At 47.9% G+C, this 24,064-nt stretch carries 19 protein-coding genes and 2 riboswitches; of the genes, 17 read left to right on the plus strand and 2 right to left on the minus strand.

Features of this window, described 5'->3' with window-relative positions:
- The first annotated feature begins 87 nt into the window (after nt 1-87).
- The 11 genes from M1D71_RS02315 (at nt 88) to sdaAA (ending at nt 13,529) form a co-directional block, all read left to right on the plus strand.
- Nucleotides 88-2,211, plus strand: coding sequence for a methyl-accepting chemotaxis protein (locus tag M1D71_RS02315; protein WP_458125077.1), 2,124 nt, complete (start codon nt 88-90; stop codon nt 2,209-2,211).
- Nucleotides 2,212-2,993: 782 nt separating this feature from the next.
- On the plus strand, nt 2,994-3,920 hold the full coding sequence (locus M1D71_RS02320; RefSeq protein ID WP_458125078.1) for a phosphate ABC transporter substrate-binding protein: 927 nt from the start codon (nt 2,994-2,996) through the stop codon (nt 3,918-3,920).
- A 115-nt stretch (nt 3,921-4,035) separates the two neighbouring features.
- Nucleotides 4,036-4,971, plus strand: a complete 936-nt coding sequence (gene pstC, locus M1D71_RS02325) for a phosphate ABC transporter permease subunit PstC (protein ID WP_458125079.1) — start codon at nt 4,036-4,038, stop codon at nt 4,969-4,971.
- A gap of 2 nt (nt 4,972-4,973) precedes the next feature.
- Nucleotides 4,974-5,861: a phosphate ABC transporter permease PstA gene (gene pstA / locus M1D71_RS02330; protein WP_458127139.1), complete on the plus strand. Its 888-nt coding sequence runs from the start codon at nt 4,974-4,976 to the stop codon at nt 5,859-5,861.
- 12 nt (nt 5,862-5,873) lie between these two features.
- Nucleotides 5,874-6,629, plus strand: coding sequence for a phosphate ABC transporter ATP-binding protein PstB (gene pstB / locus M1D71_RS02335; RefSeq protein WP_145325655.1), 756 nt, complete (start codon nt 5,874-5,876; stop codon nt 6,627-6,629).
- A gap of 233 nt (nt 6,630-6,862) precedes the next feature.
- The gene (locus M1D71_RS02340) at nt 6,863-7,915 is read left to right on the plus strand and encodes a phosphotransferase enzyme family protein (protein ID WP_458125080.1); all 1,053 of its coding nucleotides are present in this window, start codon (nt 6,863-6,865) and stop codon (nt 7,913-7,915) included.
- Between the two features lie 192 nt (nt 7,916-8,107).
- Nucleotides 8,108-8,818 (plus strand): response regulator transcription factor, encoded by a 711-nt coding sequence (locus M1D71_RS02345; RefSeq protein WP_458125081.1) that lies wholly within the window; start codon nt 8,108-8,110, stop codon nt 8,816-8,818.
- The gene (locus M1D71_RS02350; RefSeq protein WP_458125082.1) at nt 8,815-10,305 is read left to right on the plus strand and encodes an ATP-binding protein; all 1,491 of its coding nucleotides are present in this window, start codon (nt 8,815-8,817) and stop codon (nt 10,303-10,305) included. The genes M1D71_RS02345 and M1D71_RS02350 overlap by 4 nt, the downstream gene beginning before the upstream one ends.
- A gap of 1 nt (nt 10,306) precedes the next feature.
- A complete protein-coding gene (locus tag M1D71_RS02355) occupies nt 10,307-11,398 on the plus strand; it encodes a LolA family protein (protein ID WP_458125083.1) in 1,092 nt (363 codons plus the stop codon).
- A 159-nt stretch (nt 11,399-11,557) separates the two neighbouring features.
- Nucleotides 11,558-11,682: riboswitch (glycine riboswitch) on the plus strand.
- A 4-nt stretch (nt 11,683-11,686) separates the two neighbouring features.
- Nucleotides 11,687-11,821, plus strand: a riboswitch (glycine riboswitch).
- A gap of 111 nt (nt 11,822-11,932) precedes the next feature.
- Entirely contained in the window at nt 11,933-12,622 is a 690-nt protein-coding gene (gene sdaAB, locus M1D71_RS02360) for an L-serine ammonia-lyase, iron-sulfur-dependent subunit beta (RefSeq protein ID WP_458125084.1), read from the plus strand.
- Nucleotides 12,612-13,529 carry an L-serine ammonia-lyase, iron-sulfur-dependent, subunit alpha gene (gene sdaAA / locus M1D71_RS02365; protein WP_458125085.1) on the plus strand — a complete coding sequence of 306 codons (918 nt, stop codon included), beginning with the start codon at nt 12,612-12,614 and terminating at the stop codon, nt 13,527-13,529. The genes sdaAB and sdaAA overlap by 11 nt, the downstream gene beginning before the upstream one ends.
- Nucleotides 13,530-13,692: 163 nt before the next feature.
- Here the strand turns inward: sdaAA and M1D71_RS02370 are convergent, their stop codons facing one another.
- Complete coding sequence (locus M1D71_RS02370) at nt 13,693-15,462, minus strand: alpha-glycosidase (RefSeq protein ID WP_458125086.1); 1,770 nt, start codon at nt 15,460-15,462, stop codon at nt 13,693-13,695.
- A 126-nt stretch (nt 15,463-15,588) separates the two neighbouring features.
- Between M1D71_RS02370 and M1D71_RS02375 the strand changes: the two genes are divergently transcribed.
- From M1D71_RS02375 to M1D71_RS02395, 5 genes are all read left to right on the plus strand, one after another.
- Nucleotides 15,589-16,272 (plus strand): response regulator transcription factor, encoded by a 684-nt coding sequence (locus tag M1D71_RS02375; RefSeq protein WP_458125087.1) that lies wholly within the window; start codon nt 15,589-15,591, stop codon nt 16,270-16,272.
- Nucleotides 16,273-16,316: 44 nt separating this feature from the next.
- Complete coding sequence (locus M1D71_RS02380; protein WP_458125088.1) at nt 16,317-17,825, plus strand: HAMP domain-containing sensor histidine kinase; 1,509 nt, start codon at nt 16,317-16,319, stop codon at nt 17,823-17,825.
- Between the two features lie 80 nt (nt 17,826-17,905).
- Entirely contained in the window at nt 17,906-18,820 is a 915-nt protein-coding gene (locus M1D71_RS02385) for an ABC transporter ATP-binding protein (RefSeq protein ID WP_458125089.1), read from the plus strand.
- The gene (locus M1D71_RS02390) at nt 18,817-19,533 is read left to right on the plus strand and encodes an ABC transporter permease (protein ID WP_458125090.1); all 717 of its coding nucleotides are present in this window, start codon (nt 18,817-18,819) and stop codon (nt 19,531-19,533) included. The genes M1D71_RS02385 and M1D71_RS02390 overlap by 4 nt, the downstream gene beginning before the upstream one ends.
- Before the next feature lies 1 nt (nt 19,534).
- Nucleotides 19,535-20,269, plus strand: coding sequence for an ABC transporter permease (locus tag M1D71_RS02395; RefSeq protein WP_458125091.1), 735 nt, complete (start codon nt 19,535-19,537; stop codon nt 20,267-20,269).
- Nucleotides 20,270-20,364: 95 nt separating this feature from the next.
- On the opposite strand, the gene M1D71_RS02400 is transcribed toward M1D71_RS02395, so the two are convergent.
- Nucleotides 20,365-20,925: an acyltransferase gene (locus M1D71_RS02400; protein WP_458125092.1), complete on the minus strand. Its 561-nt coding sequence runs from the start codon at nt 20,923-20,925 to the stop codon at nt 20,365-20,367.
- Between the two features lie 299 nt (nt 20,926-21,224).
- Between M1D71_RS02400 and M1D71_RS02405 the strand changes: the two genes are divergently transcribed.
- Entirely contained in the window at nt 21,225-23,933 is a 2,709-nt protein-coding gene (locus M1D71_RS02405; RefSeq protein WP_458125093.1) for a PAS domain S-box protein, read from the plus strand.
- Nucleotides 23,934-24,064: the final 131 nt, after the last annotated feature.

Raw genomic sequence — 24,064 nt, forward strand, 5'->3', positions numbered from 1 at the left:
ATTAGCCGATATATAAGATAAGCCTTGTAGATTGATTCATACATACAAAGAAAGAGGCCATTTCTACATTTAGAGGGGGAGAAAGCAATGAGTGAAGCTCAGGATAATAAAATAATGAAAGCGGCAAAACCCGCCAAACCAAAACAAAATAAAAATAAAAAGAAGAATAAAAAGAAAGGTTTCGTATGGAATATAAGGAACAAACTATTGATCTCTTTCTTGGCAGTTCTGCTCCTGCCAAGTCTGGCCATAGGCTTGATCACACTAACGATGGCTGAAGATGGCGTACAAGGACAATTAGTAGACAGCGCCCAGCAAAGTGTGAACACGGCCAATACCATTGTAGAAAGCCAAGTGAATTACAAGATTCATGACATTAACTATTTTGCAGATGCCATTGATTCAGCCCTCATTAAAGGAGAGAACGATAGTCCTGAGGTTCAGGTGAAACTGGAGCAATATCTGGGCTTGCATCCGGATGCTCTGAACATCTTTGTAGGAACCCAAGAGGGAGTTATGGTGCGGGGTAAGGCCAAGACTGGAAATGCTCAAGAGGCCAATTATGATCCTAGGGAGCGGGAGTGGTACAAACTTGCGATGGAGAAGCCAGGTGCACCCGTCGTATCAGCTGTATCCGTTAATACGGACGGCGTTGCCGTTGTATTTATCTCCAAAACATTAAAAGACCAATCCGGTGTGGTCGGTTTGTCTCTGGATCTGACAGATCTGCAAGAGCAGGCATCCATTAAGGTGGGTAAAGAAGGCTACGTCATGATTATGGATGCGAACAAAAATTATGTCGTATCCCCTGTAGTAGATGCAGGTACGCCGGAAACGAGTGGATTGCTGGATGAAATGTATGAAGGTCCGGAAGGTCAATTCGAATACGTATTCAACGATCAGCCGAAGATGATGATTTTCTCAACGAATGAAGCAACGGGCTGGAAAATTGCTGGCACGATGCTCAAGAGTGAAATAACCGATGCGAGTAAGGACATTCGCATGGCTACATTTATAGTTATTCTTGCGGCCACGTTCCTTACGCTCATCTTTATTATCTGGTTCACGCGTTCCATGCTGCGTCCAATCAAACGACTGCAGGAATCAGCCAGAGCTGTAAGTAAAGGTGATCTGACTGTAAAAATGGAAACAGGACGCAAAGATGAAGTCGGTGATCTGGCGAAGTATTTCGAGCGTATGGTTGATAATCTGCGGATGATGATTCTCGGTGTACAGGAAACGACAGAGCAAGTGTCAGCTTCTTCTCAAGAATTGTCTGCCAGTGCAGAACAAACCACCAAAGCGATTGAACATTCAACATTAGCCATTCAGGAACTGGCTGAAGGTGCAGAGCAGCAAGTGAACAGTGTGAGAGACGGATCTGGACAGATGAGCCGAATGGCAGAAGATGTTCGGGTGATGTCGGAACGTGTGCAATCGATCACAGCCAATATGCGTAATACGTCCGGAGCAGCTTCTTCTGGGAATGAGGCAGCAGGACAGGCTGTTGTGCAGATGAACAGTATTCAGGAAACGGTGGAACAGCTCGGAACGGTAGTCCGGTCTCTGAATGCCCGTTCGGTTGAGATTGGCAGTATGGTTGATGTTATCGCATCGATCTCCAAACAAACCAACTTGCTCGCATTGAATGCTTCCATTGAAGCGGCAAGAGCGGGGGATGCGGGTCGTGGGTTTGCTGTTGTAGCTGGAGAAGTGCGTAAACTGGCAGAAGAATCCGGTAGCTCGGCAGGGCAGATCGGTGAGCTGGTACACAATATCCGTCAGGACATGGATGCTGCTCTTATCGCCATGAATGCTGCTCAGACGCGAGTGGGAGAAGGCATTGAGGCTGTGAATACATCAGGACAATCGTTTGCCCAGATTCGGGAGGCGGTGGAAGATGCTGTTCATACATTGGATGACTTGTCCGAAACAACGAAGCAGCTGGAGAGCGCTGCATCCCACGTTGCCAAGGCAATGAGCGACATTTCCAATGTGACCCAGGAATCGGCTGCGAATACAGAATCCGTGTCTGCATCTTCGCAAGAACAACTGGCATCGGTAGAAGAGATTGCATCATCCTCAGCACATCTGAATAGCATGGCAGAACAATTACAAGGACTGCTCGGCATGTTCAAGATGGTGGAGGATACACCCAAGGATAAGAGTAGCGTTAATCCTGATATGGGGATAGCGAAACCTACTATATAAATTGAACTAAACGTTTACACGAAACGGAGAGGATAGAAAGAACCTGAAGAAGCGGAGCTAAAAGCTTTCTGCAAGAAAGCTACTTCGGAAGCATATACATCGCCTTATCCCCGGATTTACCCTTTATAAAAGGAATCAAAAAAATATGGGGATAACAGCGATCGGAAGGTTGTTCTGTCATCGGAGTGTCCAGTGTAAATTCTTTAGTTCAACTTTCTTCCGCGCATAGTGCGGTGCAATGATCTATGCCAATTCATTGGTTCCGATCTGGGTCCCAAAATGATCCCGATTGGATCACTTGCCCATTGCTGTGGCTGCACGTGCTGTCCCGCAAAGGTGTGAAGATAACATAGAAGAAACAAGTCTCTTTCTCCATTAAAGAATTTACATCAGGTCAGCCTATTATAGGGCTGGCCTTCTTTGCCTACACCCCAGGCAGGAGATTGAAATGCCTAAGATCCAACGAGCGCTGACACAGCGAAGGGAACGGAACGATTGTGGAAAAGCGAAGCGTTCGCCTTTATCCCCGGATGTATTCCTTGGGAATAGTAAATCATATAGATACGGGGATAACAGCGATTGAAACAACGTCCGTTCCCGAAGCGGCCACTTCAGCGCAAAGTGAATCCCAAATATTTCAAAATGCTGCCGACATTTTTAACATTGCGTTTACAAAACACTGATTTTAAGATGACATACTGAAACTACAATGAGTAAAGAGTTGATGGTGAACAAACAAATTCACAAAACGCCATCACTACATTGGGGGAGGAAAACAAAACATGTTTAAAAAGTTGCCGTTTATTTTGATGACCTTAACGTTCGTACTGGTACTCGCAGCATGCGGATCGAAGAATGACGCTGGTACAGAGGGTGCCGCAAGCAATGGATCGGGAGAAGCTGCTACTGAGCTTAGCGGTAACATTCTGGCAGTCGGATCGACAGCATTGCTACCTCTGGTAGAACAAGCTGGACAGAAATTTATGGCAGTTGATGAATATAAGAACGTAACGGTTCAAGTTCAAGGTGGCGGTAGTGGTACTGGTTTGACACAAGTATCTGACGGACAAGCTACAATCGGTAACTCTGATGTATTTGCAGAAGAGAAGCTGGAGGACGAAGCCAAAGTAAAAGAACTGGTTGACCATCAAGTAGCGGTTGTAGCTATGGCACCAGTTAGCAACAAAGATACAGGTGTAGAAGATTTGACGAAGCAACAACTGATCGACATTTTCTCCGGTAAAGTAACGAACTGGAAAGACGTTGGTGGTGCGGATCAAGCAATCGTTATTGTAAACCGTCCGGGTAGTTCAGGTACTCGCGCGACATTTGAGAAGTATGCACTTGGTGCAAAAATGGATGATATCCCAGGTTCAATTCAAGAAGATTCTTCTGGTAACGTAAGAAAATTGGTAGCTGAAACACCAGGTGCTATTGGTTACCTTGCCTTGTCTTACTTGGATGACAGCTTGCAAGTGTTGAAATACGAAGGTGTAGAAGCAACAGTTGAGAACGTAGAAGCAGGAACTTACCCAGTATGGGCTTACGAGCACATGTATACGAAAGGTAAGCCAGATGCAGCAACACAAGCATTCTTGGACTACATCTTGAGTGACGAAATTCAACAAAATGACGTGACAGAACTTGGATACATTCCAATGTCAGGTATGAAAGTAAAACGCGATGCAGCAGGTAATGTGATTCAATAATCTTTGAACTTGCGCATACGGCGAAAGAGGCGGACTTAGGTCCCGCCTCTTTACGCGGTTTGCTCTGAAATAATCCCATATTTTGCATTAATTCTACTATAGAAGGATGGTTGTTATGGAACAGACCGAAGGGGGAACGGTAATGAATAACAAGTTGAAACCGCGCCGGCCCTTAAAAGAGAAACATTATTGGGAAGAGTGGACGGGACGGATCTATACGTCGATTTGTGTCGTTTTCCTGATCGTTGTCATGTTTTCCATTGTTTATTTTGTAGCGTCCAAGGGACTATCAACATTTTTCCAAAATGGAATAAGCATAAGTGAATTTCTTGGTGGGAAAACGTGGAATCCAACTGGAGAACCTGCTTTCTACGGGGCATTGCCGTTCATTACAGGTTCTTTCATTACAACCTTGCTTGCAGCAGTGATCGCAAGTCCGCTTGGCTTGTGTGCAGCACTCTTCATGACAGAAATTGTCCCGGGTAAAGGGAAAAAGATATTGCAACCTGCGATTGAGCTCTTGTCTGGAATTCCGTCCGTTGTGTACGGATTTATAGGTCTGAGTGTTATCGTACCCTTACTGCGCAGTATCTTTGGTGGGACAGGCGTCGGGATTGCAGCCGGATGTCTTGTTCTCGCTGTAATGATTCTTCCTACGGTGACAAGTATTATGGCAGATGCATTGTCCGCTTTGCCAAAAGGATTGCGTGAATCCTCGTACGCACTGGGTGCCACTCGTTGGCAAACCATCTACCGTGTCATTATTCCAACGACCTTGCCTGCTTTGTTGACAGGTGTCGTTTTGGGTATGGCCCGTGCTTTTGGTGAGGCACTTGCTGTGCAGATGGTTATCGGTAATGCACCGCATGTTCCAACATCCTTGCTCGAATCGGCTTCAACATTAACAAGTGTAATTACACTCAGCATGGGTAACACCACGATGGGTTCTGTTCATAACAATGCACTGTGGAGTATGGCGCTTGTCCTGCTGGTGATGACATTTGTCTTCGTCATTCTGGTTCGCCTGCTTGAAAGGAGGAACCGGGTATGAAAATGAAGGCAAAGACGGTAGATAAAGTTGCAACATCCGTTATCGTTGTATTGGCCCTGTTCATTGTTATTCTATTGCTCGGTCTGCTTGGATTCATCATGTTTAGAGGAATTGGACATATTAGCTGGAACTTCCTGACAAGCGCACCACAGTTGCTTAAGGGTGGCGGCGGAATTGGTCCACAGCTCTTTAACTCCGTATTCTTGCTAATTCTGACCTTGATTGTTACCATTCCACTCGGATGGGGCGGCGGAATTTACATGGCGGAATACGCCAAACCAGGCAGGATCACCAGCTTCATTCGTCTGGTCGTTGAAGTATTGTCATCATTCCCTTCCATCGTTATCGGTTTGTTTGGTCTCTTATTGCTTGTAAATACATTTGGTCTTGGTTTCTCCCTGATCTCGGGTGCCTTGGCTCTGGCGATCTTTAACTTGCCACTGATGGTACGGACAACGGAGCAGGCTTTCCGGGCCGTTCCGAAGGAACAGAAGGAAGCAGGTCTGGCGCTTGGACTGTCCAAGTGGAAGATTATCACTTCTATTCTGCTGCCTGTAGCATTGCCGAGCTTGATTACGGGTACGATCCTGGCTTCTGGCCGGATCTTCGGTGAAGCAGCCGCGCTGATGTTCACCGCAGGTATGAGTAGTCCACCATTGGACTTTACAGATTGGAATCCGACGAGTCCAAGATCACCGCTTAATCCTTTCCGTCCGGCAGAGACACTTGCTGTCCATATCTGGAAAGTGAACAGTGAAGGCATTGGGCCAGATTCCAAAGAAGTGGCAGCAGGGGCATCCGCCGTGCTTGTCATTCTCGTACTGGCGTTCAATCTAAGTGCACGCTGGATCGGCCGGGTTGTATTCCGCCGCATGACAGCTTCGAAATAAGGAGGAACCAACATGGCCATACCTTTTGGTACGGAACAGTTAAGCATATATTATGGACATTTCCAGGCGGTCAAGCAGATCAGCCTGACGTTTCCCGAAGCAAGCGTAACGGCTCTTATTGGACCGTCTGGTTGCGGTAAATCCACATTCCTCCGGTCGCTTAACCGGATGAACGACGAGATTGCCGGTTCCCGCACAGAGGGACATATCTGGATGGACGGTAACGATCTGAATGAGCCTGGAACCGATGTAATCAAGCTTCGCCAGAAGATTGGCATGGTGTGGCAGAAGCCGAATCCTTTTCATAAGTCCATCTACAACAATATCGCGTTTGGCCCCCGCTACCGCGGTACGAAGAGTAAGAAGGCACTGGATGAAATTGTGGAAAAAAGCTTGCGCCGTGCTGCGCTCTGGGATGAAGTGAAGGACAGACTGCATGAGTCAGCTCTGTCTCTGTCCGGCGGACAACAGCAGCGTCTATGTATCGCTCGCGCTTTGTCTGTTGAACCACAGATTCTGCTGCTCGATGAGCCGGCATCTGCCCTTGATCCAGTATCCACGGGTAAGGTTGAGGAATTGATTACCGAGCTTAAGAAAGATCTGCGGATTGTCATTGTTACCCATAACATGCAGCAGGCGGCACGTATCTCGGATTACACGGCTTATTTCTATCTGGGAAGTATGGTTGAGCACGGGGATACAGAGCACATTTTCACGAACCCGGACAATCGCCTAACGCAAGAATACATTATGGGACGTTTCGGTTAATTGGATCATGGAGTGTAACATAGAGTAATAGAGATAAAGAAATAAATAGAGATAAAAGAAAGCACAATGCCTGGACGATTGTTCGGGGGTTGTGCTTTTTTTAATTTATAATTTTGGGAGATTTTCTGTATGCGGAATAAACATTATGCTACGATATTTAGTATGAAGAGAACGTTTACATAACTCCGAAGGAGATGTTGATAATCACTACGGATAAGATGTCTTATGACCACATGGCAACTGATATCATACAGAACTACACGATTGAAAAACCTGTCGTTTCCTATATTCGTCACAACGAGAATCTGACGTACCATGTCGTGGATGAAGCGAGCGGGCAGAAGTATCTGTTGCGTATACATCAAGCCGCATATGCAAGTATGTCAGGGATGCAACATACGCTTCCTGCACTGGAAGCGGAGATGAACATGCTCTACGAATTAAACGAAACCACAGCATTGCGTGTGCAGTACCCTGTACGAAATGCATCAGGCGAATGGGTAACGGTATGGACAAGTGAAGCGGGGGAAGAGATCTGTTGTACAGTACTGGAGTGGATTGAGGGCAGGGACATCCAGCAGGGAGAGCGCCTGACAACAAAGCAAATCAATGACCTGGGTGCTCAATTGCAGACGCTTCATCAATGGGGTCGTGTACAGGAAACATCTGAAGAGGCTTGGGGTACGGATGAAAGCACTGGGATGAGTGGAGTTCATCAAGGCGACGGCGGGCAAAGGCAGACAGCTCAGATGGCTGTCCGCCCAGCCTATGGAAGCATCCAAGAAAATAATGTGATGCTGGAGCAACTGAAGGAAGGCGTCAGACTTGGGATTTTTACCACAGAAGACTTTGATCTGCTTCGAGAGACGTTCGAGAACATTAATGAGCAGTTAGTAACGTACCCACAGCATGCGGAGACATGGGGAGTCATTCATGGGGATATTACCCGCAATAATCTGCTGATAACAGATCAGGGTATATCTATGATTGATTTTTGTCTATACGGGTATGGGTACTATCTTTTTGATGCTGGAGGAGCAGCACTTATGTTCAACCGGGAGGAGCGTCAACAGTTTCTATCTGGTTACACGAAACAGAGTGCACCGCTAACGGATCGGGATATCCGGTTAATGGAAGGGTTCATGTTGATCTTCACACTGGGTTATTATGCCTTTCAGATGGCGAATGAATCGAGACACGAGTGGATGAAAGACCGCATGCCGAAGCTGTGCAGCAAGTATTGTAAACCCTATGTACAGAACGAGAGCATCTTCTATGAGTTATGAGGTGTTTCCTTTTTGAGGAGCTATAACTTAGGATTAAGATTGTGAATATTACCTGGGCGTCCTGAACAATCGGGGGGCTCTTTTTGCATGCATTAGATAACAATCGTAATGGACATTTATGAAGAAAGTATAAACTCTGCGGAGAGCCAACATTTCTTAGCTACAATACAGTCATGGGAGGATGAAGCAGCGATGAGAGACAGCGAGAATATATTGCTGGTGGAGGATGATCCGGAGATTGCCCGAATTTTGAGAGATCATCTACGTCATGAGGGTTATGGGGTAACTTGGGCATCAAGCGGTTTGGAGAGCTGGGAAGACTTTAGGGAGGGGACCTATCAATTAGTCCTGCTGGATCTGATGCTGCCGGAGATGGATGGGTTCACTGTATGCAAAAACATTAGGCTGATCAGCGATGTTCCGCTGCTCATGATGAGTGCTCGAATCGAGGAAGAGAGCAAAGTCAGGGGGCTTGGGTTGGGAGCTGACGATTATATTACGAAGCCCTTCAGTCTAACAGAACTTACAGCTCGCATTAAATCTCATCTGAATAGGTACCGCAGATATCAGGGCGTAGAGCCGGATTCGACAGATCGGCAGTATAACGATGGGTTATCGATCGATTATCTGAATCAGCGCGCACAGCTTCATGGAAAACATGTGGCACTAACCAACAAGGAATGGGCTTTGCTCATACTGCTTGCCTCTCATCCGGGCCGGGTGTTTACCAAGGCGGAACTGTATGAACATGTCTGGGGTCAGCCAGAGGCGGGGAACTCGAGTACAGTCACAGTTCATGTGAAGAGCCTTCGGGCTAAGCTTGGTGACGAGCCCCATCATCCACGCTGGATTCAGACGGTGTGGGGCAGTGGCTACCGGTTCGTGGGAGAGCCTGAGGAATGAAGCTGAAGTACTGGTTAATGCTTGCCTTCCTCATTGTAATGCTGCTGCCTGTCGTTGCTGGGTGGGCGCTGTACTCCCTGTATAACTATTACAATGATCAGCGTGCCGTAACGGAATATGTAGAGTTGTCCGGACAAATGGCCCCTATTGAAATGGCTTTATCTGACCCGGGACTGTACCGGCTACAATCACCTGATGCCTTCGCTGCACTCTCCGAATTGGAGAATGGTCGGGTGAACTTTGATCTGTATTTACCAACAGGGATTCGGGTGTATACATCGGGGGGGAGTACATGGTCTGCTGGAGCTTACACCGTTGGGGGTACGGAGCTGTATCGTAATTTGTACAACTTACAGATTCGTCATCGCACATTCTCACTGAAAAAACCCGTGTGGGAAAAAGGTGAGTTGGTTGGCATTTACGAAATCGTCATGCTGCGTGGAGATTGGCTGGAAGGCATATCCTTGCGGACAACCTGGGTCTTGGGTCTCGCTGCTGCTTTCTTTATCCTGTTATACGGTACAGTGCTGCGGCTTCTATCCCGAAAGCTCTTTCGGCCGATGAAATATCTCATAGAACGAATGGATGCTTTTGCACGGGGAGAGGCTGCTCCGGATGTGGTACCTGTTCGTCATGATGAAATGGGCACATTGCTCCAACAGTTTGATGCAATGCAAGACAAGATCAGACAAACTCAGGCTGATGTGGAAAGGGAGCAAAAAGAAAAAGAGCTCATGATTGCCTCGTTATCCCATGATCTGAAAACACCGTTGATGTCCATTAGTGCCTATACGGAAGTACTTAACGGTGATCGTCAACTGGAACGCCTTGAAAGGCAGGAATATCAGGATGTGCTGCTCGGGAATGTGGAGCGGATGAAACAGATGATTAGTGAACTTGAGATGTATACGGCGCTGGGTTCCAGTGAATCGGAGATGGCCATGGTTGAGGTGGAAGGTGAGGAGTTTTTCGATATGCTGCTTGGGAGCTATGAGGGACTTGCCGAGCGTGGGCAGATTGACGTGAAGATGGATGTCCGCACAGATCAACTGTACCGAGTTCATCCCGAACAACTGATGCGCCTGACAGATAATCTGATAAATAATGCACTACGCCACACAAGGACGAACGGTGTAATGGGACTAGGGGTTATTGCTTCAGATGGGGAGCTCCCAGAATGGATTATTCCCTCGCTTGGAGATGAATTGGATAACTACAGGGCGGGGGCAACATTGATCATAGTACAAAATGAAGGTCCTGCTATTCCTGAAGAACAGCTCATTCGTATCTTCGAACCCTATGTTCAACACCAGAATCAGGAGGAGAAGACGTATGCAGGTGGTTCGGGATTGGGATTGAGTATAGCCAAACGGGTTGCAATAAAGCACGGAGGGGATATGCGCATGTGGTCATACGAAGGATATGGAACGCTGGCAGCATGCCGATTGCCTGAACATGGAGAATGTAAACGCAGAGAGGATGGGTAAGATGATGAAAAAAGGATGGATGATGCTGGGTACTGCTTTGCTTGCAGGCGCCCTGCTTGGAGGTTGCGCGGAGAAGGATATGCTGGCTATGTCAGGAGACGATATGATCGAGAAGGTTGTCTCAGCAGAAACAGAACCTGCCTCATATTATGCGGAAGGTGTGATGAAGATATGGGCGGACGACAAGCTGACTAACACCATGCAAATTAAGGAATGGGTAGATGGTGAAACTGGACGAAAGCGCACGGAAACATCCGAGAATGGCAATGTCAGTTACGCAGTTAATAACGGAAAGGAGATCATCCTTTATGAAAAAGAAACAGGAGCAGCATATTCCATGGATGCATCATCCGTGTCACAACAGCCTAATCAAACCCAGAAACAAATATTGGTTGATCAACTAGAGCGGTTACGTACTACGCATAATGTGAATATGATGGGACAGGAGAAACTTCATGGACAGGACGTCATTCATATTGAATTGACACCAAAAGAAGAAGGCGCATTCTCCATATCTTCAGAGTATTGGGTAGACCCCAAAACGTGGATGATTGTCAAAGTAAACAGCGCGTATGGGGATGGAAAATCAGAAATGGTCTATGATCCGATTCAGTATGACCCTGAATTCACAAAGGATACTTTCGTAATTGACATCCCTAAGGAGGTCGATGTGAAGGACTTGAACGATATGATGCAGAATTCCGAAGTGACCCTGGAGGAAGCGGAAAAAGCGTTGGAACAGCCGTTCCTACAGGACATGAGTGGAGAATTCGAACGATCACGGATCGAAATGTCTACGTTGGGCGGTGAGCTGAGCAGAGATGAAGTAACCTTGTATTATGTACGTGACGACAAGGTAGAAGTCAGCCTGACGGTATTCAAGATGCCGGAAGAAAATGTGGACGATACACTTTTGCCGGATGAAGCCAAGATTAAGGTTCGTAACACCGAGGGTTCATATATGAAGAGCATTCGGAACATATCATGGAGTGAAAATGGCTTGCGGTACTCCGTCATGGGTGAAAACGAAGGATGGACGAAAGAGAAGCTTCAAGCTTGGATAAATGAATTGAAGCTGCCTAATCATTCCTAATGAGTGATAAAGATGATAATTATACGTCACTTTTATTGACATATAATGTGTAGCATATTAATCTGTAAGTATATGTACCAGATATGATTCAGATATGATCCAATTGAATAGAAGACATACGTTCGATGTGAGTTGAACGAGGAAGTGAATATAAGCGGATGATAACGAGCGGGAGAGACCTGGGTTAGCCGAGCAAAAGGGCTAGTGTTCAGGCACCGAAGGAGCAAGCTGCTGTGCACCCGGCGCAGTGGTTAATCTCTCAGGTAAATGTACCATCGTTGGACGCAACTCTGGAGAGTGCGCGAACTGCGCCACCCAAGGGGTATATGATCAGTTAGCCCGGTGACCTTGCCTGTAATCGCAGGGATTCACCTTGTCCTTGGACACTGCTGGTCATGAAACTCTCAGGTATCGAGGACAGAGAGAGGGCCTGAGGCCTTCTTCTGTCCTTTTTTTGATGTCATCATTCAGTAAAAAAAACATTGTGGAATGGGATCTGGATGGAAATGACGAATACAATTGGAGGGTTACAAGGTGCGATTTAAAGATGTTTTTTCAATTATTGGCCCGTCGATGACGGGGCCTTCAAGTTCACATACAGCTGGAGCGGCAAGGTTAGGGAGAATTGCTCGCCAGTGGCTCGGTTGTACGCCGGATCGGGCGCGACTGACGCTGTACGGTTCATTTGCAGATACGTATCAGGGTCACGGCACGGATCTGGCACTGATCGGCGGTCTGCTGGACTATGTCACAGACGATCCGCGTATCCCGGATGCAGAGCAATACGCAGAAGAAGCGGGCATGGAGGTTGAGTTTTATACAAGCGGCCTGCCTGCTCCGCATCCGAATACGGTCAAAATTGAGTTATGGCATGGAGAACGTACCTGCTCCTTGATCGGGGCTTCCATTGGTGGCGGCAGCGTATCGGTGCATGCGATGAATGATTTTCGTGTCCAGATCAGTGGTGAATTCCCTACACTTGTTCTGCGGCATGCTGACAAAGCAGGCGTACTTGCGTCAGTGACGTCTACGATCAGTTCATCGGGAGTTAACATCGGCTATATGCAGGTGGATCGGAAAGCTCGGGATGGTGAAGCGCTGACGGCAATGGAGATGGACGGCGTGCCTAATCCGGATATGTTGAAGCGTCTGCGTTCGCTCGACCATGTACTGGACATTCGTGTCATTGATTTGAAGAGAGGAGTTGATTCGGATGCGGTTTAAACATTTGCACGAACTGAATACGATCTGTACCGCGGAATCCAAAACCATTGCTCAACTGATGATTGAGGAGCAGGTCCAGGAAACGAATACGCTTGAAGCGAACGTGGTGCAGCAGATGTCGGACTATTATCAAGTGATGAAGGAAGCAGTACACAAGGGATTAACGGAAGATACCACATCACGGAGCGGGTTAACGGGTGGAGACGGCAAGAAAATGGCCGAGTATATTCGCAAAGGTGAGACTTGCTCTGGTGATGCTTCTGCACTTGCGATGGCGTATGCCCTGTGTGTATCCGAAGTGAATGCTTCCATGGGCCGCATCGTGGCAACACCAACAGCCGGTTCCTGCGGCATTATTCCTGGTGTGTTTATCAGTTCACAGGAGCGGTTTGGCTGGACGGACGAACACTTGGTTAACGGGTTGTTCTGTGCTGGGGCAATCGGTTATGTTATTGCGAACAATTCATTTATTTCCGGTGCCGAAGGTGGCTGTCAGGCGGAAGTGGGTTCTGCGATTGGTATGGCTGCGGGTGCCATGGTTGAACTGCGTGGAGGTACACCGGAGCAAGTCGTTCATGCTGTTGGCTTGGCGTTAAAAAATACACTGGGCCTCATCTGCGATCCAGTCGCAGGCCTCGTCGAAATTCCGTGCATCGTCCGTAACGGACTGGGTGCCGTCACAGCACTGGCTGCGGCCGATATGGCATTGGCCGGTGTGCGTAGTGCCATCCCGTCAGACGAAGTCATAGACGTCATGCTGGAAGTAGGCAGTGCGATGCCGAGCCGTCACCGGGAGACAGCCCAAGGCGGATTGGCTCAGACACCAACAGGCCGCAAAATGATGCAAAAGCTGGCCAAACCGAAAGCAAAACGTGCAGAGCCGGAAACACCTGATTCTCAGGTTTAATCTGACAACAGGCCGTGCCGAGAAAATAAGCTGTGACATGTGCATAACGGCTAATCCCAAAACAAGCGTCCGCAAACCTGAATCCAGGTCATGCAGGACGCTTGTTTTGGGATTAGGTGAAACTAGGATGTATTTCATAAATATGTTGACAGATGTATGTGTATTAAGATGATGATCTCTGACTCACAGCCGTACTCAGTACAGCATATCCATACGCAGGCAATTCAATGGCAAGCACGCCATCATCCTTGGCAGTACGATGGTTTCCGCCGAATAGCTCTGTCCATTCCCCGTCACCTGCTTCCAGTTCGACAATAGCTGTCTCCTCTGAACGATTGAACAAGATCAGGATGCGTTCCTCATCATCTTGCCGTTCGAGTACCAGTTGGCTGCCGTCGGGGCGAGCCTGCAGGAAACGAATGGTGCCTTCCGCACGCAGGGCAGGATGAGCATGACGTAGTGAGATCAGTTTCTGATAAAAGTCGAGCAACTCCCGGTCCTGCTTCGCTTCGTCCCATTCCATGCATTTCCGGCAACCCGGATCTTGTTCGCCGTCCATTCCAATCTCGTCTCCGTAATAGATGCACGGAGCACCCATGTAACTGAACTGGAATAACGCAGCCAGCTTCATCTTGCGCTGATCGCCCTCACACAGGGTGAGCAGACGCGGGGTATCGTGGCTGTCCAGCAAGTTGAATGCTACTTCGCTGGCCTGAAGCGGATAGCGGGATAACTGTCGACCGATGGAGTTGGCGAACTGTTCGGCATGCAGCGTATTTTTCACAAAAAAGGCATTCACGGCATCGGTAAACGGATAGTTCATGGAAGCATCGAACTGATCGCCCTGCAGCCAGGCAGAGGACTCATTCCAGACTTCACCCAGAATATAGGCTTCCGGATTAGCGGCCTTGACTACACGACGGAAATCACGCCAGAAGGCATCATCCACTTCATCCGCGACATCCAGCCGCCATCCGTCCGCACCCACTTCCTTGATCCAATACTCGGCAACCTCCAACAGATAGGCCTTAACCTCGGCATTCTCCGTATTCAGCTTCGGCATGTGCGCTTCGAATCCGAATGTCTCATACGTAGGAATGCCATCCTTCACATCCAGCGGGAATTCGTGTACATGGAACCAGTCCTTGTATTGGGATTGTTCTCCGTTCTTCTGCACATCGACGAATGGTGCAAAGGTCTTCCCGGAATGATTGAACACGGCGTCCAGCAATACACGAATCCCACGCGCATGGCATAGCTTAACCAGTCGTTTCACGGTATCTGCGTCACCGAAGTGGCGATCTACCCGCAGATAATCTTCTGTATCATATTTATGATTGGTCGTTGCCTCGAAGATGGGGGTGAAGTAGATCGCATTGATGCCGAGTTCACTGAGATAATCGAGATGGTCGATCACGCCCTGAAGATCACCACCGAAGAAATTAAACGGTGTTGGCTCGCCGCCCCAGGGTTCTACATTGTCCGGATTGATCTCAGGATTGCCGTTGGCAAATCGTTCGGGGAAAATCTGATAGAATACCGCATCCTTCACCCATTCAGGGGGTGTGAATACGGCCCCGGCATGAATGTAGGGGAATTGGAACATGCGACTTGGATCGTCCGGTTCTTCTTCCTGGAAGCCCGTCTCGGTCATCCAGATCTGTTCGTCTCCGTCTTGTAATAGAAAAGAGTACTTCAGCCGATGGTATGGAGGCTTCACTTCACCTTCGTAATAATCGAACATGGAGTCTGTCGTAAACTTGGTTAAAGGAACCAGGGCTTTGGTTTCATCCCACGCATATTTATCCCCGGTCAAGGCATGTACTTCGGTCAGATCATTCTTTTTGGAACGAAGACGCAGGCGGATTGTATCCTGATCGTAGGCATAGGCCCAGTTCCGCTTCGGTTGATGATAGATGGCTTCGAGCAGCATTTTAGTTCCCTCCCGTTATTTATAAACATGTTATGTACTTCGTGGACTGGTATGACATGACATCACGCAAGCTAATGATTAAGATATAATTAACCCAACTGGTGTAGAAAGGAAACGAATACGCGTATGAAAACCAAACTGTTATACATTGAAGATGACACGGAAATTGCAACATGGGTAAGAGCTGATCTGGAGGAGCGCGGTTATGAAGTGATCTGGCTCGGAAGTGGTGAAGGTGCAGCTGAAGCTGTTGTTGGCTGCTCATTGATCATTCTGGATGTCATGCTGCCAGGGCTGGATGGATTCACAGTCGGACAGCGACTCAAAAAGGAACATCCGGCTATTCCTATTGTCATGTTATCAGCCAGAACGTCTATTGACGATAAGCTCCATGGTCTTGATTTTGCCGATGACTATGTGACCAAGCCGTTTCACCCCGATGAACTGGCTGCCCGAATTGAAGTTCAGCTACGGAAAGCAGGAACTGTGATCTCATCCGATGCGGCTTTGAAGCTGGATCATCTCTCGATCTATGAGAAAGATAACCGGATCGTCAATGATGAGACGGGGGATGAGGTTGTTTTATCGGGCAAACAGTTCCATATCTTCACCTACCTGTTACGACATATGGGCATGATTCGAACCAAAGAGCAGATCTATGAAGCCGTATGGAACGAGCCATATCTGGATGGGGACAAGACCTTAATGGTACATATTCGACATCTGCGCGAGAAGCTGGAGCTTGATCCGGCTAATCCTGCTATTATTCAGACGGTCCGTGGTGTTGGATATCGTGTGAAGAAGCCATGATCCAGTGGTTCAGAGCAAGGAAGAGCAAGAAAGGAGAACAGCGCATGGATCATAATTATAAGCAAACCGGGCAGGGCAAACTTCGATTTGGTCGATCTTTAATGTCCCGATATATCATCCTGATCCTGGCGGCTATATTGTTTGTGCCTGTTGTCCTTCCAATCATATCCGTTATATATATTGTCGTAGTGAATAGTACGAACACGGACCGAGCGGCACCTTACGGTGACGTTACCCGGATCAGTAACCTTTGGTCGCGTGAATCCGAGAATCTGGATGGTGCTTCGGATGAAGAGATCAGGGCCCGATTGGAGCAATTACATGGTACGTATCCCAAATCTTCCATGTATCGTGTGAATTCTAGCGGCGAAACCGTCTTTATTCTTGGGGGTGAAGATGTAACGCTTCTGGAATCCACATCGCCGGATGGTCTGACAGACACGATATTGAGATGGTCACTGGATTCCGGGCAAACGACAGAGACTTATATTCCAGCCTTATGGAATGTGAACAATACGGTGCAATTCATGAAAGAAGCTTCCTTTCGCGATCCACTGACCGTCGTTGCATATATTGGCGGAGATGAGCAGGACAAAGGACAGGGATTCATGATCATTGAAGTGCCGCGGTCGCTTTTGCAAATGAAACAGAGTAACTGGCCGATGGAACTCTTGTATCTCGGTATCGTAATGACCATCATCTTTCTGATCTTCATTATCTTGTCGATTCTCTTCTTCGCACGTATTCGCAAAAGGCTTATTCGGTTGCAGACGGCAATGATGACCCCGGGTAAGGTAGGCATTCCACTTCCGGTTGACATTCGTCAGTCAGATGAGATTGGTCAGCTGGAGGATTCATTCAATCAGATGGTGCATCAACTCACTGACAGTCGTCACCGGGAACGCGAGGAAGAACTATTGCGCAAACGTCTCATTGCCGGGCTTTCCCATGATCTTCGCACGCCGTTAACGGTAATTCGAGGGCATATGCATGCACTGCATAAAGAAGATCTCAGCGAACAAGGCATCCACTCATTACATCGCATGGAAGCGAAGATGGAGGATCTCGACGGCCTCATTGACAACATGTTATCCTATAATTTGCTTACGAGCGGGAAATATACACTGAAGCTGGAAGAGAAAGATATGCTTCGTATCGTTAGAGAGACAGCCGCCTCATGGTATCCCGTCTGGGAGAAAGAACAATTCGAGATTGATATCGACCTGCCGGAGAAACCTTTGATATGGCAAATGGATGAACAGGGTATGCGTCGTATTCTCGATAATCTGTTCCAGAACGTGATCCGTCATGCCGCGAGCGGGAAGTATATTGGCATAACAACGCAGGAGATTCAGGGCGAGACGGCCATTGTTGTTCAGGATCGGGGTCCTGGACTGCAGCAGGATTCTGACACGAAAGGCACGGGTCTCGGCTTATCCATTGTAGACCTGTTGATTCGTGAGATGGGACTGCGCAAGCGGGTAGACAGTTCCGATGCGGGTGTCCGAACGTATATCTACAGTGGTGCGGGAAGCAACAAACCGCGGGAATAGTTTTTTTAAACTAAACTTAAACTGGAGACTACCTTGGCTTTAACCTTGGACGGTTACGATAGTTCTGAGGTGATCATACAATGAGTGAAAATATTATTCAAACGGCTAATCTATGGAAAACATACCGGGACCGTGCAGCGGTCCGTGAACTTGATCTGCACATTAAAAAGGGAGATATCTACGGCTTCCTCGGTCCTAACGGTGCCGGCAAAACCACAACGATTCGCATGCTTCTCGGCTTGATTAAACCAACCAAAGGCGTGATCCGTGTCTTCGACAAGGATATCCGCAAGGATCGCATGGACATTCTGCGCCGTGTTGGTTCACTGGTCGAATATCCGTCCTATTATGGACATCTAAATGCGGTGGAAAACCTGGAAACACTGCGCCGGATAATCAATGTACCGAAATCGAGAATTGCTGAAGTGCTGTCCATTGTAGATCTGACCAAGGATGCCAAACGTTCGGTAAAGGGATATTCCCTTGGGATGAAGCAGCGCCTTGGTATAGCCAGCGCTTTGCTGGGTGAACCGGAGCTGCTAATTCTGGACGAGCCGACGAATGGGCTTGATCCTGCGGGCATTCAGGAGATTCGGGAATTGATCAAGCGCATGCCTCTGGAACATGGCATTACCGTACTCGTTTCCAGCCATTTACTGAGCGAGGTCGAACAGATGGCAAGCCGCGTCGGTATTATTCGTGAAGGCAAGATGGTGCTTCAGGATACCATTGCGAGTCTGCATAGTCAGACGGGCAGCTCTATTCGGTTAACGGTTTCCGAGCCGGAAGAGGCCATGAAGCTGGCCAGAGAACAGGGTCAATTCGGTCAGCGACAAGGTTCTGCGTTAACATTCCCCTATATGGATAACCCTTCGGTTGCACTGCTTTTGCGACGATTGATTGAGCAGGATCATGATGTGTATCGTGTGGAGGAACAGCGTCAGTCTCTGGAAGATCTGTTCATGCGGGTCATTGGCGAGGGGGCATCCATATGACGGGACGTGCATTGTCTTCGGATTGGCTCAAGATTCGAGGGAAGGGAATCTGGTTTCTCGTTTTCCTGGCTCCTCTTGGATTGATCGCGATGCAGGCGCTTAACTTCGGATTGCGTCTGGACTATCTGAAAGAGCAGTATGCAGATAACCTGTGGGGCGGATTGCTCGGCAATGTAGTTGTCTTTGTGCCGTTGTCCCTGATGCTGGGAGCAACGATTCTCAGTTCCATGATCGCTAATGTCGAGCATGAACAGGGATCATGGAAACAGCTGCTTGCTATGCCGATTCCCAGACCAGCCGTGTATTTAGCCAAGTTTCTGCTTGCCTGTCTGCTGCTGGTGATCTCCTGCTTGCTGCTAACTGCAGGGATTGTAGGTCTGGGTCTGATCCTCGGATTCCATGCCAGTGACATCCCTTGGACGCATGCGATCAAGCTGGGGCTGCTACCTTTGGCTGGCTCGCTTCCGGTGTTGTCACTGGAGTTATGGCTCACCATGGTAAACAAGAATCAGGCACTTCCTGTGACACTGGGCATTGTTCTCGCGATAACGGGCATGTTCGCACTCAGTATCTCGCCGAACTTTCCGCTAGCTTGGCCACAGATGGCTTGGAATGGACCCAATCCATACCTGTATGCAGGCATGGGTGCAGGTATGGGGTTATTGATTCTGTTGCTGGGTATGGTGCACTTTAGCCGGAAGGATGTGGCCTGATATGAGCTTTGCAACAACATATTTCCGAATTCTATCCGCTGAACGGCTGAAAATGGGTAAATCGCCCATATGGCTTCTAATTCTGATCAGTCCACTCATTGCGCTGCTCATCGGACTATTGTCCACTCCGTCGGGGAATTGGCAGGTATTAATGACCGCCATGGTCGTCCTGCATGGATTACTCCTGTTACCGATGCTGACCGGCGTGTTCACGTCCTTTGTCTGCCGTTTCGAGCATGCAGGAGGAGGGTGGAAGCAGATGCTGGTTTTACCGCTCACACGTTCAGGTGTATATGCAGGCAAACTGACGATTGTACTCATGCTTCTGGCGGGTACGCAAGCATTGTTGCTGATGTCGATTCTGCTGGCAGGGTTGATTCATGGCATCACGGGGCCAATCCCTTGGGGATTCTTGGTGGGCAAACTACTGCTTGGATTGTTGGCCTGTGTACCACTCGCTGCCCTGCAGATGTTCGTTTCATTGGTGTGGAGCAGCTTTGCCGCACCGCTCGCACTGAATTTTGCACTGACTGTACCGAATATTCTCATTGTGAACTCGGCGACATACGGGCCGTATTATCCATGGGCACAACCGATGATTCTGATGACACCTGTGGACGGCGGAGGTTTCGGAGCCTACAACGTTCCACTGATGACGATGCTGGCAGTCGTTGGAGGCAGTGCTGTCATTTTCATTGGAATCGGGATGATGTATTTTGCGAAAAAAGAAATTTGAATAATTCGTTATACGCCTGATTATCGTAAGATCAAAATCCTTCTTAGGCAGAACATGCAAAGCTCTATTGTATGTATGCTTCAGGAGGATTTTTTCTAATGTCTGACCCACCCATCATGAATGGTCAGCTCCCGAATGATCTTGGCTGGTGCTCCGGCTACAAGCGTATTCTCGGGGACATCTTTGGTTACTGTGCTTCCCGCAGCCACGACTGCATTTCTGCCGATGGTGACACCGGGAAGTATGAGCGCCCCTGTACCAATCCAGGCATTATCCTGAATTACAATCCGCTTGGCAGTCTGGCTTCCGTCATCCAGCGAATCAATCCGGTGATAGGCACTATCGAATATGCTTGTTCGCGGACCAATCATAACGTTATTGCCGATCGTCACCTCTACGTTAGCCGCAATTCCCACACCGGCATTAATCATGACGTCATCACCAATAGTTAATCGTGCGCCCTTAATCACAGTTAACTGGGTTCCCCAAGGTTGACCTATGATGTTAAGCCTCTTCCCCACCTGCAAATCACCAAATTTATTCAGATACACCTTACCCCTGATTCGTGGCAGCAGGCCGATCGAGGGCTGGATCTTACCAAAAACGGCCAAGCCTCTTAGTTTGCCATAAGCAACCTTAACTCTGTTGGGCAGCATGATTCATCCGTCCTCTCCGTAGTTCAAAAACACTTTTTAACGATTATAGCCTTTCGATACAAAATGTATCGTTAATTTTCTGAAATATATTAATTCGTAATTCAAATTCAACTACTTCATCACACATTATGTGAATTTAATCATCGATTGTAGGCAAAATGAGACGAGAGTCTGGTAAAATAAAAAAAAGCTGTTTCTAGGCAGGCTTGCATGGTTATTCGAGGGTAAGCCCATTTCTACGGGAATAATCAATTCCTGTTGATAGACGAAGATATTGGCTGAGAAAAGAGGGGTAAGCCTTGGATGTTAATAAAACGGAAACCCTGAAGCGCATTATTTCTGAGGGAAATTCTTACCAATCATTGTTTTTTAACCACCCGGATGCCATTTATGTGATGGACATCGATGGAAACTATATGGATGCTAATCCCTCGGTAGAGCGGATATCGGGCTATACACTGGATGACTTGATTCGTATGAGTCGTAATCAGATCTGTCCTCCGGACAGTGAAAATTCACGCAAAGAATATATTAAAGAGGTGCTGGGTGGACGTTCAGTCAATAATTCCATTACTTTTTATCATAAAGACGGTTCCTTGAAACAGGCACAGATAACGTATGTGCCCATCACGGAGGGTGAAGAAGTGGTGGGAATCTACGGCATTGCCAAAGATGTTAGCGATATCTTGGAAGTGGAACGTGAACTTCAGGAGACTCGGGAGAAATATCAGGTGCTCGCTGACCATGCGCAAGATCTGATTACGACCTGTACAACGGATGGCGAGCTGTTATATGTCTCACCTTCCGTGTACACCTTGCTTGGCTATAAGCCGGAGGAAGTTACCGGAAAGTCCTTCAAGGATTATTGTTATCCGGGAGATTATCCTGATCCTATGGAGCTTTCGAAGATTGGTAATGGCTGCAAGATGCGTGTGTTACACAAAAAGGGACACTATATCTGGATGGAGACATTGGCGAAGCCCGTGGCTGGAGAGCATGGCAAGAGTACGCAGATTGTCAGCATCAGCAGGGATATTACCCAGCACAAAGATGCAGACAGACGACTTCGAGAAAGTCGTCAACGATACAGATCGCTGTTCGAATATAATCCGGCAGCCGTGTATTCACTGAATCTGGAAGGCGAATATAGTGCGGTGAACAGCAAGTTAGTCCAAATGCTGGCTGTTCCACGCAATAAGCTTATTGGCAAATCGTTTTTGTCCAATCTGGATAAATGTGAAGTTCAATACGGTAAAACGAACTTTGACAAGGTTAAGCAAGGCGATCCACAATATTATGAGACTAGAATTGTCAATTCAAGTGGCCGGAAGATCGAAGTGTCGGTTACGAATGTGCCCATTATTGTGGATAAAGAAGTGGTAGGCGTCTATGGAATCGTGTCTGATATTACCGAGCGTAAGGAATATACGGAACGGATTCAGGAGCTTAGCAAGCAACATGAGCTTATTCTCAATACGGTTACCGAAGGAATATATGGTTTGGATGCGGATGGAATCACCATGTTTATGAATCCTGCAGCAGCTTCGATGTTCGGTTATGAGGGGAAAGAATTCATCGGCAAAAACTCCCATCCCATTATCCATCACACCCGTGCAGACGGAAGTCATTTCCCAAAAGAAGAGTGCCCCATCCACATGACCGTGTTGGATGGACAGAGACGGTCAATCAAGGAAGACGTGTTCTGGCGTAAAGATGGCAGCAGTTTTCTGGTGCAGTATCAGGTGACGCCGATTATTGAACAGGGACAGATTCAGGGCGCGGTAGTCGTATTCAATGACATGACTGACGAACGTGAAATTGTACGTGCTAAAGAGACAGCTGAGCTGGCAGCTCAGGCCAAGTCAGAGTTTCTATCGATGGTCAGCCATGAAATCCGGACACCGATGAACGGGATCGTGGGGATGACAGAGTTATTGATTGGTACTGATTTATCAGAAGAACAGCGTGAGTATGCCGAGATTATTCAAGACAGCGGCGATGCACTGCTGAACATCCTTAATGATATTTTGGACTTCAGTAAGCTTGAATCGGGTAAAATGGCACTGGCTTATGAGCCATTTGCATTGCGCAAGATGCTGGAACAGGTTGCCGAACTGTTTAAACCTCGTGCAGATGAGAAACAGCTGGAGATCAGATTTCGTCTCAATCCAAACATCCCTGAATTCATGGTAGGGGACTCCATGCGTATCCGGCAGATCCTGGTGAATCTGGTTGGCAATGCGCTCAAGTTCACAGACCGGGGGAGCATTGATGTGAATGTGGATATCATCAAGGGTAGGAAGCCTGAAGACAGCGTGCTTGATTTTGCCGTGCAAGATACAGGCATCGGTATTCCGGCTGATAAGCTGGATCAGTTGTTCCAGTCGTTCTCTCAGCTGCATCCGGTGATTAACCGCAAGTATGGCGGAACTGGTTTGGGACTGGTCATCTCGAAACGGCTTGTTGAGATTATGGGTGGCAGTATCAGTGTCGAGAGCACAGAAGGAGAAGGTTCCACCTTCCGGTTTGCTGTTCCTGCGACAAGTGTAGACGCTTCGGCAGAACAGACAGCAAGTCAATTTCATCATGATCGTACACGCCAAAGTGACAAGGTAGCTATGCGGATTCTCGTGGCTGAGGATCATCCGGTAAACCGGAAAATTCTGCGAGAATATCTGGAGAAGCTCGGTTACCACGCAGATGTATGTACCAATGGCGTGGAAGCCATTGATGCCATCTCTCAGAATGCCTATGATATTGTGCTGATGGACATTCATATGCCTGTCATGGACGGTCTTAAGGCGACAGACCTGTTACACCGACTAATTCCACAGGATCGCATACCCCCCATCATTGCAGTGACAGGCACTGCCAAACGTGAAGACAAGGAAGCCTGTCTGGAGATAGGCATGCGTGACTTTATTAGCAAACCGGTTATGCTGAGTGAGTTGAAGCGGGTGTTACAGCAGTGGGGACCAACGGACGAACCGCAGCTTGCCCCGAGTTGAACAACAGCCTAAATGTAAAATCATAAACGCAAATACGCCAATAAACCTCCTCAGATGGAGTGTTATTGGCGTGTTTGCGTTGACCGATTGAAGTCGCTGAAGCTTATGAAGATAAGCTGTATACGAATGGG

The organism is Paenibacillus sp. Z3-2 (assembly GCF_054161325.1).